Genomic DNA, 13,313 nt, shown 5'->3' with positions numbered 1-13,313 from the left:
GAGAAAGGACAGTTTGCCTTTCTCCTAAACCAATGATAAGTCATCAGGGCTAAAGTTGTAAGTTATACTTTTAATCTGGCGATCTTTAGTTGTATCTCCTTTATAAACATCAATCTCTTTAATTAAATAATTTAAAAGTGATTTTTTTTCTGCATCTGTAATTGTTTCATAAAAATCAAGAAAATTTACTGCACAGAAATTAATTATATCGCAAGATGCATGATCTTCTTTAAACCTTATTTGTCTTTTTATTTCTTCTAGTTGCATATTCCTTTCATTTAAATCTTCTTGATGAGAAAAGAGTTTATTTTTTAATAGTTCTTCGTCTAGGGAGAGGGAAGAATCGTCCATTAGATCAATAACCGTAAGCATCTTTTCTTTAATGTGTTTTATTTGTTTTTCTATTTTATCTGCTTCTTTCTGTAAAGGTTCAAGTTCCATTGACAAAAATGAATTAGTTGCAGATTCCAAATATTGAAAGAGATTGATATCCTTCAAATAAACAGTTACTTCATTTAAAACAGTTGCCTCTGCATATTCTTTTTTTACAAGGTTAGAGGAACAAGCTACTGCACCACTATTCTTGTTTTTACAACATTGATAATACTTATATTTACTGCTGCTATTACCTTGTACCATAGGGGAACCACATTCAGGACATTTTAATAATCCGGATAGAGGATAGGATCCCGGATGAATTTTTTGTTGAGTATAACTTCTAGCTTTCATTACCTCTTGAGTTTTTTCCCAAAGAGTATTTTCAATAATTGATGTATGGATACCCTTTTGATATTTTCCTTTCCACTTAGTATAACCAATGTAAAGTTTGTTTTCTAAAATTGTTTTAACAGCATTGATTGTCCAATACTTATTGTTTTTTGTCCGAAACCCCTGAAGGTTAAGTGTAGAAGCAATCTTTTTATAGCCCCACAACTCAATTGCATATTTTTCAAAAATATATTTCACTATCTTAGCTTCTTCAGGCACAATAACCAATTCTTTATTATGTGTTTTATAACCAAAGACCTTCCCACCCAAAAAGTGACCTTCATCAGCTCTTTTTTCCATACCTGAAAAAGTTCTAATATTAATGAATTCCCGTTCAAGCTCGGCTACTAAGGCTAATACATGTACAAGAATTTTGGCAGTAGGATCCTCAGTATTAACATTGTCTACAATTGATATAAGGTGTTTACCAATGGAGTTAAGTCGTTTCATAATAAATAAAGTGTCTAAGGTATCACGGGAGATTCGATCTTGTTTAAAAACAACAATGTAGTCTACATCATCTACCGATCTGAGTACATTATTGTACATTTCTTTAAAGCCATCTCTACCTTCAAAAGATTTTGCTGATACAAGATCATCAGTATAAATCTCGATTAACTCAATATCATTCAACTCACAGTATTTTTCTATTTCTTCAATTTGTTTTTCGATTGATGTATTTTCAACATAATTGTTTGGACTTTTTCTTACATATCCATAGGCTCTTTTTCTTTTTTTACTATTTTTACTTTTCGTTTTTTTATTATTACTCATTAGTTATAGCTCTTTCATTTAATATTTTTATTTCAAGGGTTTTCGAATGTTTAATAATTAACTCTGAAAAATAATCTAAGAAGTCTGAAGCATTAATTTTCCCCTGCTCTTTTTCTAATGAAAGAATTGAAGCATAATGTGCATTATAGTCAGTTGAATTTTCCTTTTTCACTTTGAATCGTCCTCGTAACATAAAATCCAAATGTTTGCCGGCTAGTATCTGGTTGCAATACATAGTACCTTCAAATTTTAATAATTTAAGAGTTTATTAGAAAAAATATAAGTTTTAATTTTCAGAAAATACACAGAAGTTCATATTAGAATAAAGATATAATCAAATTAGGGCCATTGAAACGTTTTTCCGCAGTCGGACGCATTCCTGTAGTTAGAGATAGGGCATCTATTATTACCAAAGGAAGGATAAGGATAGCTATTAATAGAATGTTAAGTTATACAAGAGAGTTAAATAAAGCTTCGTTTCACATATAGCAAATATTATTTAAGATAGAACAAACCGAGATAACAATTTGAGAGATTTTAATAGTTATTTCTGCCACTGTTAAAATATAGATAATTATTATAAATGGAATTATATTAGGATAATGTAGAGTTTTAGGAGTGTTGAGAGATGAAACCATATCAAAATCTTTTCTATCCGTTCTCTCAAAGAGAGAATCAAGCTACGAAGTCATTGTTGAATGTTTTGGAGTATATTGATCCTTTGTGCACTAAACTATTTCTAGAGTATTTATGTGAAAAAGAGATTAATACAAATGAATTTGCGTATACGTTGCAAGGTGTACTAGAAGGAAGGGATTTAGATAATAAAGCAGCTTTCAATTATTTGTTATGTATTGCAGAAAATACACAGGTTGTTGAAGACTTTAGTGAAAAACTAACAAGTATTCCAGATGGAGGGATATATACTAAAGGTTTAGATAAACCAATCAACATAGTTATTGAAACTAAAGTTGGTGAAGGCCGGCTGAGTAGAGATCAGATTAATAGGCATTGTTCTTTATTTGGCGGAAATAAACCAAGAGAAATCTACAAAACTTGGGATGATATTAGAGCTTTCTTTAAAGGACTAAACATAAATGCCAACGATAAATTAACTCAATTGTTTTTAAATCAGTTTGAACAGTTTTGTTTGGTTTATGATTTAGGATTTAATGAAAGAAATCGTGAATTTTGGTTTATTCAATTTCATGCTTATTATGATATTGCTCGCAAAATAGATGACTTATTATTAAATGGGTCTATTGGTCATAAAGTGTACGTACAGAAGACGAGGGACAATGGAATAAGTTATAACAGAGATGAAAATCGTAAACAGAAGCGTTTTGCTAAATTACATGTGAAAGGTAACGAATACATCTTAATGCTAACCTTTGGAACTAAAAAACAAAATTTCGCTCATGATGTTCGTTCCCAATACAATATAGATATAGTTCGTGGGAAGAAAGAGGGAATAAAAGGGTATCAAGCTACTCATGAAGTGTGGATACCTCTTGAACATATCGTTGAGGGCTTAGTACATATGGATTTAGTAAAGGATTTAAGTGCCAAAGCTTATGAAGTTACTTATAGGGAATATTAATGGTTAATAATGTAAATATAAAAAGGTTATTTTGCATTATAAGAAAAGAGAAACGGAAAATAGAAGCAAATAAAAAAGCCCTATGCTTCTAACGTAGATTTTAAATTCCTTATTTCTGAAAAATTGTAGGTAAATGTCAAAATTATTAAAATTATCCTATATACAAAAATTAGAGATTAAAAGGAGTCCTTGTTTGTCTTTTGATAGAGAGGAAATTACCATTATTGAACTCTCTTTTTTTAGAATATTAAGAATCTATAAATTTACTTTAATATCTGTACGTAGAAATCCTTCTTATTTTCCCTAATATAAATAAGAAAAAGGATGAATAACTTATTATTTCTTTAAGTGAATCAAACAATTGTCAAAACTAGTTGGAAAATTCATAGAAATCTAGACCCAACTGATGTATGATTTTGGTAATAGGAATAGCTATTAGGCTTTTGAGAGGAAGGAATACAGCGTGGCATTAGTGATTTTCGTACCGGGAATTATGGGGTCAAAGTTATTAAAGAATGATACAAAGAAATGGCCAGTACTGATGGATCGGGATTTTAGGGAATTAAGTATAGATAATACGCCCGAAATCTTAGAGTCTCAACCACTTTTAAAGGCGTTTAGACTTAAAATAGTTTATAAAGAACTTGTTGAATATTTCCAAAATAAGTTTGGGGAAAAGTTTATTAATTTCCCTTACGACTGGAGACACGGTATTGATAACGAAGAAATTTTTGAAAGATTATTAAAAAATATAGAAAAATATGATCAAAATGAAGAAATACATTTTGTTGCACACAGTATGGGCGGATTGTTAACAAGAATGTTTGTACACTGGTGTGAAAGAACAGGAAAAAACTCAGTAGTAACTCGAATAAAAAAAGTTATTACTATTGCAACTCCTTGGCGTGGAGCTCCTGATGCTTTGTGGAAGCTGTATTATGGTGAACCATTTCCTTTTGCAATGCTACCATTGACTTCTGCGAAGACATTTAAAGAAGTGGTGACAAAAGTCCCATCAATATATCATTTGTTACCGCATATTTCGCACATTCAGCAATCCGAACTTGCCTTCGATCCAAATCAAAAAGTAATTTTAAAACCAGATGAAACTTTTAGAACACTATTAACCGAAGAACAATTACAAATTTATAAAAAGGTAGACGTTAAAGGAATACATAAAGACTTAGAAAAAAAGTGGCCAAGTGATATTAAAACTTTCGCTATAATTGGAATAAAAAAGCCTACAACTAAAAATATAATAATGCCTGTTAAAGATAAGGATGGAAAAGTTTTAGAGAAAGAAATATTAAAAATGACTGGAGGAGATATGACAGTTCCAGTAACATATGCAAAGCCTTACGATAGCGATACAGAATGTAAGTACATAGAAGCGACTCATAAAGGAATTGTAAGAAAGGAAGAGGTTTTATCATATGTTCACGCTTTAATTACTAATGAAGAGTTTATCGATGAACTAGGGTCATTTGGTGACTCTGAAACAGAAGATTTTAATGGTTCAGTAATTAAGGTTGCTTGTCCAGTTGAAGTATCAATTTATAAAGATGATATGTTTATTGGTGGCGAAGCATCTGACCTTGAACAATTACGAGAGCAAATTGAGTGGTTTTTTAGTATTGAGGATACTACTGAAAATCAATTTCTCCTTGAAGAAGTGAAAGTACTGGGGGAAAGTACTTATATTTTTTCTCAGGAACAAAGTAATTTGGATTTTGTAATTGAGGGAAAAGGTGAAGGCTTAGCTAATATTGAAGTTCAAAGATATAAGGAAGGTGAAGTAAAGGATATTTCAGTTTTTCCTGCTTTAAATGTTAAGGAAGGATCAGCTTCTACCTTACATATAGATACTTCTGGAGAAATTACCCTTGAACCCACAGAAGGGGACATTATTTCCCCAAGGGACATAAGTGTAGAGAAAGATCGAATTAATATTAAACCAATAACACATGTTGATTATGAATTACTAAATGGTAATGTTGTTGAAGTAAATGATAAAATAATTATCCAATCGCCCATTAAGTTTAATATATCTTTTAGTAATATTAAGAAACATGAGTTTCTGGAAGTACGGGTGATTGCTAACGGAAGTAAATTCTCCCTTGATTCATTAGAATATGTTTATATACCGAAGCCGGGACTTAACGAGGTAATTATCTATAGTGTTTCAAAATATGGAAAAATAGATGAAGAACCATATAAGTTAACATTCATCTATGACAATGAGCCACCTGTGACAACTGTGGAAGCAGTATTGTTTCCAGACCAACTTCAAGTTTTTCTTAATGCTACCGATGATTCAGGGGCAATAAAGAAGACGTTTTACAAATTTTCTAGTCAAGATACTTGGTTGGAATACAATAAAACTGGTATTGATATTGATTACAATGGAGCAGTTTTAGAGTTTTATTCCGAAGATTTAGTTGGTAATGAGGAAAGGCCAGTTAAATCATTTAGGGTTCCATTTAGGGATGTAAAAGAGAATATATTCACAAATAAGTACAAAACATATAGAGAGTTGCTCACTGGACTTTCTATGCCTGAAGAGAAAATACAAAAGCTCACAAAAAATAATCGATTTATAAAAAATTATACTAATGAGATTCCTAAGAAAACTAGTAGTATCCACGTTGCATCAACTGATGGGGTATCATATACTATCCTGTATAATCAGGAATTTGACGTTTTATGGACTAACCATACGGAGGAAATACTTTATTCAACAGACAAAAACTTAAAGCCTTTTTCATTTAAGTTGGTCTCCAGTAAAGGGTTTATAAAAAATGATGACGTTCAAGCAAAGATTATCTATAAAGATAAAAGCCAGCGGATTATCCCTTTAACTTATTTAGAAGACAATTTAGAGTATGAAGGTATGTTTGGTGTTCCTTTAATTCCAAGGCATATGGACGAAGGGTCAATACATATCATAATAAATAATAAGGTTTACAGGGAAGCTAAATTTAAAGTCCTATAAATAATATGGCAAAGGAGGAATGATGGGCATATGATGATTTTATTATTAAATATTGTATGTGTCATTTTTTCCTTTTTTGTTGGATTTGTAGTAAATAAAGTCTTAAACAAAATGCTAATCTTTTTAAAGGACGACACACCTGTAATCAATAAAAATTTTATTTTAAAGTTTATAGTCCCTTGTTACATGTTGTCTTACAGTGTATTATCATTTATTCTTGGTTATCGAGACCCAATTTCTAAATTTCTTCAGATTATCTTTATAATTTCTTTAATTAGCTATTTTCTAATGCGGTTTATAAAGATAAATCAAAAAGAAAGACAACTTAAAGGATTTAAAAAAGATATCGAAGGTGTCATTCTGGCTTGGATAGATGAATTAAACTCACACCGTAAAAATATAAACTATAAAATGAATATCTATTTTGAAGGTCGTAGAATTCGTGGAAATGTGACCATCGATGTTCCTGCAGATATTAATTTACCTAATGAAAAGATAAACTATTTGGAACAAGAATTGTGGTCTAAGGAAATCTTGGTTTATATACAAAAAAAAAGTCTTAAAATCTTGGGCATATAAAAGAAGCCTCTATTGAATTGAACAACAGCAACATTTGATACTGCTTTTTGTTTAATCTTTGAGAGTAAAAATGTTTCTAAATAAGAGTGCGAAAATAGCAATTATCGCACTCTTATTTTTTGTTTAGATATACCAAAACTTAATTTATTATATCTGTCCTAATTAGAATTAAATTAAATGACAATAGAAGAAGCAAAAAATAGGGGTGTCTAATTTCAAAAATTCAGCTTTTTGGCTCATCAAATATTATAACGGATAGCATTCATTATTACATATCTTCTGATTACCATAAATGTGAAGTGATTTCCAAATGAAAAGAATATTGTTTTTCTCTCTAGTCATTTCACTTACATTCACAATGGGACTGAAAAAAGATGGAGAGCTGACTTGTAGAAAGCGGTGACAACCATTCTTAGAAAATACACACAAGAATGCATTATATAAAGGCACCATTCAGGAACGGTATCGAATTATTCGTCACATGAAGTATGTTAAGAAAAGAAGTGATGAAGAAATAATTGATATAGCAAATGTAACAAAGCAAGAGATTAATGAAGTGATGAGAATAGTGGATAAAAAAACTGGTAAATTTCCTTGGGAGTTACAAGGGCAACAATAAAAGTATTGATGCACCTTAATAAACACTACCGTTTATTTCAAATAAAGTATAGAATATCTTATACTATCCCGCCTAGTTACTACAAAAAAGGTAATAATTGCAGCTGTTCTTTAGCTTTTGCACCCTTTAATTAAATAATTTAATAAATTAGACATCTTTTGATGCACCCTTTTTAACCACCATAACAATTAGAAATATTGTGTACTTAAACCATGTAAAGATGAAATTTAGAAAAGAGATTTTCGGAAAATTCACAATAGCTTTTAAATGTAACGGATACAGGCATATAGTACTGATCAAGGCCCTTAAATGTTTTTTAAGAGAAAAGCGACAAACAATGCGAAAACAGTCATTAAAAAACTGTATATTGTACTAATTGGGCGAAAATACATGTGAGGATTATTTTATTCAGTAAAAATTTAATAAATGTCCTTTTTTATAGCTATAAATTGACTGGAGGTTTTCCTTTTGTGCAGAATAATTCAAACTAGTGTATTTAAAAGAAAATTGCCTCCTGAGCAATTGTTCAAAATTGGTGAACCTATTGTGGGTATAAAGGCTATAGCACCTATAAATGGAGAGGAAAAAGTAGGAACAATAGTATACAAGAGGAAGGCAGAATATAGAGGTTTACCTTGGGACGCAGAAGAATGAAATATAAAAATGTCTAATAAGAGGATCGTTACAGTTCGTTTTTTTAGATGGGTGATACTTTTTATTAGGTTACCCAAGGAAAAACAATAAAAAAATCTGGAGGTGTTTTAAGAATATAGCTCAACGATGAGATATTCTTGAAACACCCTATTTGATTACTTTAGAAGGTATAAATAAACAACCTGAATAATTCCGCTTGACTTTGAAAATCTTTGAAAGGACAAAAAAATTGATCACCCGTTGATCCTAACATCAACTAGGGGAGGTCTATTTTCGTGTAGTACCTGAGTCTATTACCTTGACGGCATTTCATTGTGTTAGTGTCAGTGGTGTTCCAGCACTATTGACGTTTTTTATAAATTGCTTTAGAAAATCATTAGTAATATTTTTCGACATTTTTTATCTTGTTCAGAACTCTTTATGCAATAGAGTTTTTATTAACGTAAATACTATTCCTATTAGTTCCATTGATGAGTGGAAAGTGCAATAGAGGCTTACCACGTTTGATAATTTTAATTAGCGTTTGTAAGAGCTATTAGGTAACCGGAGGAAGATAAGTCATATCTACTTCGTCATCGTATTTAGATAGTGTGCAAACCCAACCATATTTTTTAGAGCGGTAACAAGCGTGATAAATGTAAGGATGATATTTAGGTATTATGGTTTCTAACATATGCTTTTGTGCTTCATGAAGCGGTGTATCTTCCGGTATATCTGAAACAATCACATCTATAAAATGAAAATCGTGATCATGTCGTTCCCTCAAGTATTCATGTCGTGGTGCTTTATCCTGAGCCATTCGTTTCCATCTGCCAATAGCTTCTTGTAAATTGCGAATGTGATTCTTTAATTGGATATTTTCCTTTTCTAGTTGGTCTTTTTCCATTCTTAACTCTCCATTTCATTGATTATCTTAAATAACGTTCTGCTAAATCCCAACGATCTTCCCCATGACCGATTTCTTCATGAATCGTATCGATAATTGACTTTAGTTTTCTGTAAATCTCTTTATCATGATCTGTTAAAATACCGTAGTCGGCTTTCCTTCCTACATCCCGATTCGACATAATGCGTTCTAGCATCATTTTCCCTTCAATCTCTATATGTTCGGCTACCAATAACTCGGATAAGCGGTCTCGACAATATAAATGCCTGAATCCATGTGTTCCTCGGCCTTCCTGTTCAATTCCTGCTCTTTTACAAGCCCTATTCACACCCTTACGCACCGTTGAAGGTTCAATAGGGATCATACGATCATTAGGTGATTTCTCCTTTAATAATCGTTTTATTTCATATGTGAAGTGCGTTGGAACTGGTGTTATCCTATATCTCCCACCTTTAGTAATTCCCCCTGCTTCTTCGCTAGAAATTTTGAGTTTATAAGTTCCGTCTGGTTGTAGTTTAAAGTGATGTACTAATACATAACAAGCTTCTCTAACCCTCAAACCTATAAATCGCTCTAGTAAAACAGCATCCCGAACATTAGCAGATAAAAAAGGTAGCAATGATTCAAACTCTTGTTGTGAGTAGCTTCTATCTTCTGCTTTTTTCAATTCTCTCCAGTTTGTAATTCGCTTGTCTGGAACAAACATTGCTGCCTCATATCCTAATCTTTTACTACGGATATTCATAGCTTTTTGTAAATGCCCTAAAGCAGTTTCAACATTTTGCTGATGTCCGATTGAACGCCCAAGTTCCTTTAAATGTTCCATATATGCAGTGTAGTGTTCTTCTTTTAATTCATAGATACTTAACACTCCAAAATGATCCCGAACCCATTTACCAAAGTTTTGTGCTGCTGATAAGGTTTCTTTGATTTGTTTAATCGAATGGATTCCAGCATTTTTATTTTTTCGTGCGTCTTTTTTCGATTGACCAATAAAATTAATTTCCGTTAAAGCTTGTGCTACCTGATAAACAATACTAGCCATTTTTCCATACTCCAATCATAGTAAAAGGGCATAATACTCCCCATACTCATAAGGTGTGACATTACATATTAAACCTTCAATTCTGAAGTCCACTCTTTGTTTTAAGAGGCGAGTAATTGAACCTCTACTCATTGAGCAAATAAACTCGTTTATACTGACCATATCTTCCTTGGTTGCAGTCGTTCGGCTCTGTCTTCCATTGAGCATGAACAATTCATAGGAGGTTTAATTTTAATTTGAGAATACATTTTTTAACCGCCATTCTCATTGGCGATTGGCTCTTACTTATTCGGTTGCCTACATTCCGTCTGCTACTGATCAACTCAAAGTTACCGCAGAAAAATTAACCTTTCGTTCCTTCTATCTTGATTTATTAATCTATATAAAAAAGCCCATGTTCCAGAGGAGGATTGTTTACACATAATTCATGTGTTTTACTCTCTCTAGTCCATGGACTTGAATTTTTTAATACATACCGTTACAACATTTATTTGTTTATTTGCATCCGAAAGATGTCATTGTTTATTGATAATCACCACATAGAGCCTTATGGAACTATGCTCATTAAAAAGAAAAAAATGAATGTTTATATTCACATAATAGCAGTTATATTTTTTTATTTTAACTCTACTTTGAAATAAATTAAAATTAATTTTAATAGTTTGTAAAGGTATACCTTTACAACGTTACAAACTAACCCTATTTTCCCGTTTGTATAGGTAGGAATAATAATATACAGACGTTTATAAATGTTCGTCTTCCTTTTCAAACCATTAGATTATAATTTAAATAACAAAGGAATCCAATAAAGGGAAATGATTAAAAATGGAAATATCTCGTATTCGCGTATCTACTCAAGATCAAAATATTGATAGTCAATTAACTAAAATGAAAGAGTTAGGAATTGAAGACCGTTTTATTTTTGTTGATAAGCAGAGGGGGGAAGACTTTGACAGACAAAATATAAAGCTATGAAAAGTGTTATCCGTGAAGGTGATTTAGTTTATTTAGATGCATTAGACCGTTTAGGCCGGAATTTATGATGAAATTATAAAAGAATGGAAGCATATAACACGAGAAATAAGTACTGATTTAGTCAAATGAGAAAATCAATCTTTATTTGATAACCGTAAATTCAAGTCAATGGAGGATATTGGACCGTTGATGAAAAATCCATTCCTTTCGTTACTTGCATACGTAGTGGAGTAGGAACGAAAGATGATACTGCAACGGCAAAAGTAAGGAATAGCGGAAGCAAAGGCAACGGGAAAACATTTAGGCAGACCACAATTATAATTACAAACACTTCAAAAAGATCAAAAACTGGAAAAAGTATAATCTGGAATGGAAAGTTAAAATGATTACAGGAGTACAGTTTGCTGAAATACTTCAGTAAAAAAAGAAAAGCTCAACAAAATATTTAAGGAATATGAAGGAATCAATGTAAATGCTTAGATTTCCTGATGAAATTTTTTTGAGCTTATTTGTTTGAATTTGTAACTCTTGTTTGTTACTAATATGGTAACGGTTAATAGTTACAAATATTGGAGGCCGTAATATTAATATATCCTTCAATACAACTTTTAGCTGTTTAAAGCATTGGTACATAAGGGGTTTAAGTGGTTACTATTAATGGTATCTAATATTAGACACTCAAGTTGTAAAAAAAGATATTGGATGTTCCTAGGAGAAAAGTTTGCTGTTTATTATAGACATACATCATGCAAAAACAAAAAAATATAAAAACAAAGGAAACACCCAGTTAATCAGAAATGGACAATGAGCCGTTAATGTTTATTTGGGGACTTCTTTATGAAGGGAATTTATATGGGAGATCATTTCCTTTTTATTAAGCTGTTCTCTTTTGGAGTACCCGCAGGTATAAAACCACATATAAAAGTAGCTTAAATAGCAGAGTTATTCGCATAAGAATTCGCTCTGTTTTTTTTTGAGTTGATGGGGGTATCACAATTTTTATACCAAAATGAACATAAATAATGCGATAACTTTCATAGATTTAGATAATTGTAAGCGCTTGGCCAAATTGAACACTTTTTGCTAATTAGTAGTGAACACTTTACTGGAAGTTAGTGCAGGAAATTTGTCACTTTACTTGGAGCCTCTGCGGGCAAGATTATGAGCCATGAAGCCAGATGTATCAAGAAATCTGGCTCAGCCAAAGCAGGCTATCATGCCCGCCTCTCCAAATAAAGTGCACGTCTCTACTGGAAAAATGTGTTCAATTTTATCGAGCAAAAACTGTTCAGTATTAATCGAGCGGTTACAATAATCCGTGAGGTTCCTTATTAAATTCATCTAATTTTTGATTTATTTTTTTATTCTTTAATAAGAAACTAGGGGGGAATTGTGAATAAATGTTCTTAAAAGATCTTATTTCCAATAAGGTAAAGGCAAGGATCATCTTCAACATTCTTGACTGTTTTATCAATCCATTTTCCTTTCTTTAATTGATCAAATGAAAGGTTGAAAATTACAACAGTAAGTAAATAAATTGGATTTTGTTTGTTCTCAAACAAAAATTTATGTTAAACTAAGATTATAAATATTTTCCATTTTGTTTTATTATAGGAGGGCATATTGAAGAAATTTACATTGATGTTTATCCTTCTAATTATTCTAGCAGGATGTGGCATACAAAATAAGGCACTAGATAAATCTATTAGTAATGAAACCGTTAACACGCCGCTTTATAGTGGTAAAAATTTAGTGATTGGTGTTATTGGTGATTCACCAAGTGTAAGAGAAAATAATGTAAAATTCGAAAATATTGATTTTACTAAATTAGCAGGAGATAAAAACCTTTCATCAGAATATGATGCCGTTTTTATCATGAAGGAACATTTATCCCAAGCTTCTAATAGTATATATGCTAAAGTTTACAAAAATTCTGGTATTCCTTTTTTCTATATTGGGTCTACAAAATCATATATTCCATTTGTTAATGAACAATTATCCTATAAGGATGTACCAGATATGAAAGACCAAACTTATGCTACAGGATATTTCCAATCGGGTGAAGGAAAATATCAATGCTGGGGTTATGGACTATATAACGATAAGATAAATGAAAGTAACATTAAGGATGTGTACTCTCGAATATTTACTACAATTGAGTCAATAAAATGATTTTGATTTCACTGTAATTTTTAAGTTAGTTGTTTTATTTTCCCAACGGGGAAAAGCGTTTTATTATTCAACGGATTTATAAGATGTTGATAAACTGTAATTAAACCGAGATTCATTTGAATTAGATTTGGTTATTGATCTTCAGCAATCGGGCACGTTTATGGAAGATTATAAGCCTAATTCCTCGATAAAAAAATGAGGGTATTAGGCTTTTTTATATTTCAAAATCATTGAATTTTCCCTTTTGGT

Annotated in this window: 10 protein-coding genes and 1 pseudogene; 7 read left to right on the top strand and 4 right to left on the bottom strand. The window is 31.4% G+C overall.

Features of this window, described 5'->3' with window-relative positions; translation table 11 throughout:
* Window positions 1-24 precede the first annotated feature (24 nt).
* Together HPT25_RS07720 and HPT25_RS07715 are read right to left on the bottom strand one after the other, a co-directional pair.
* Window positions 25-1,542, bottom strand: a complete 1,518-nt coding sequence (locus HPT25_RS07720) for a recombinase family protein (RefSeq protein ID WP_173062288.1) — start codon at window positions 1,540-1,542, stop codon at window positions 25-27.
* Entirely contained in the window at window positions 1,535-1,714 is a 180-nt protein-coding gene (locus tag HPT25_RS07715) for a hypothetical protein (protein WP_173062285.1), read from the bottom strand. Before HPT25_RS07715 ends, HPT25_RS07720 begins: the two co-directional genes overlap by 8 nt.
* A 456-nt stretch (window positions 1,715-2,170) precedes the next feature.
* Between HPT25_RS07715 and HPT25_RS07710 the strand changes: the two genes are divergently transcribed.
* The 5 genes from HPT25_RS07710 (at window position 2,171) to HPT25_RS07695 (ending at window position 7,986) form a co-directional block, all read left to right on the top strand.
* Window positions 2,171-3,142, top strand: a complete 972-nt coding sequence (locus tag HPT25_RS07710; RefSeq protein WP_173062282.1) for a hypothetical protein — start codon at window positions 2,171-2,173, stop codon at window positions 3,140-3,142.
* 463 nt (window positions 3,143-3,605) lie between these two features.
* The gene (locus HPT25_RS07705; RefSeq protein ID WP_173062279.1) at window positions 3,606-6,134 is read left to right on the top strand and encodes a lipase/acyltransferase domain-containing protein; all 2,529 of its coding nucleotides are present in this window, start codon (window positions 3,606-3,608) and stop codon (window positions 6,132-6,134) included.
* 30 nt (window positions 6,135-6,164) lie between these two features.
* Entirely contained in the window at window positions 6,165-6,713 is a 549-nt protein-coding gene (locus tag HPT25_RS07700) for an AEC family transporter (protein WP_173062276.1), read from the top strand.
* A 481-nt stretch (window positions 6,714-7,194) separates the two neighbouring features.
* Entirely contained in the window at window positions 7,195-7,332 is a 138-nt protein-coding gene (locus HPT25_RS28295; protein WP_217269658.1) for a hypothetical protein, read from the top strand.
* A 468-nt stretch (window positions 7,333-7,800) separates the two neighbouring features.
* Window positions 7,801-7,986, top strand: coding sequence for a hypothetical protein (locus HPT25_RS07695; RefSeq protein WP_173062273.1), 186 nt, complete (start codon window positions 7,801-7,803; stop codon window positions 7,984-7,986).
* A 535-nt stretch (window positions 7,987-8,521) separates the two neighbouring features.
* On the opposite strand, the gene HPT25_RS07690 is transcribed toward HPT25_RS07695, so the two are convergent.
* Together HPT25_RS07690 and HPT25_RS07685 are read right to left on the bottom strand one after the other, a co-directional pair.
* Window positions 8,522-8,872: a hypothetical protein gene (locus HPT25_RS07690; protein WP_173062270.1), complete on the bottom strand. Its 351-nt coding sequence runs from the start codon at window positions 8,870-8,872 to the stop codon at window positions 8,522-8,524.
* A 22-nt stretch (window positions 8,873-8,894) separates the two neighbouring features.
* Window positions 8,895-9,917 (bottom strand): site-specific integrase, encoded by a 1,023-nt coding sequence (locus HPT25_RS07685; protein ID WP_173062262.1) that lies wholly within the window; start codon window positions 9,915-9,917, stop codon window positions 8,895-8,897.
* Between the two features lie 825 nt (window positions 9,918-10,742).
* On the opposite strand from HPT25_RS07685, the pseudogene HPT25_RS07680 reads away from it, so the two are divergent.
* Window positions 10,743-11,372: pseudogene (locus tag HPT25_RS07680) on the top strand (recombinase family protein).
* Between the two features lie 1,143 nt (window positions 11,373-12,515).
* Window positions 12,516-13,064 carry a hypothetical protein gene (locus HPT25_RS07675; RefSeq protein ID WP_217269657.1) on the top strand — a complete coding sequence of 183 codons (549 nt, stop codon included), beginning with the start codon at window positions 12,516-12,518 and terminating at the stop codon, window positions 13,062-13,064.
* The last annotated feature ends 249 nt before the right edge of the window (window positions 13,065-13,313 follow it).

Source organism: Neobacillus endophyticus (assembly GCF_013248975.1).
In the GTDB taxonomy this organism is placed as follows: Bacteria; Bacillota; Bacilli; order Bacillales; family Cytobacillaceae; genus Neobacillus; species Neobacillus endophyticus.
Note: the sequence above shows the minus strand (reverse complement) of the source record. Positions and strands in the feature narration are given on the sequence as shown.

Coding starts and splice junctions, on each gene's coding strand:
- HPT25_RS07710 (WP_173062282.1), top strand. CDS start 2,171: ATGAAACCATATCAAAATCTTTTCTATCCGTTCTCTCAAAGAGAGAAT.
- HPT25_RS28295 (WP_217269658.1), top strand. CDS start 7,195: ATGAAGTATGTTAAGAAAAGAAGTGATGAAGAAATAATTGATATAGCA.
- HPT25_RS07720 (WP_173062288.1), bottom strand. CDS start 1,542: ATGAGTAATAATAAAAAAACGAAAAGTAAAAATAGTAAAAAAAGAAAA.
- HPT25_RS07700 (WP_173062276.1), top strand. CDS start 6,165: ATGATGATTTTATTATTAAATATTGTATGTGTCATTTTTTCCTTTTTT.
- HPT25_RS07685 (WP_173062262.1), bottom strand. CDS start 9,917: ATGGCTAGTATTGTTTATCAGGTAGCACAAGCTTTAACGGAAATTAAT.
- HPT25_RS07690 (WP_173062270.1), bottom strand. CDS start 8,872: ATGGAAAAAGACCAACTAGAAAAGGAAAATATCCAATTAAAGAATCAC.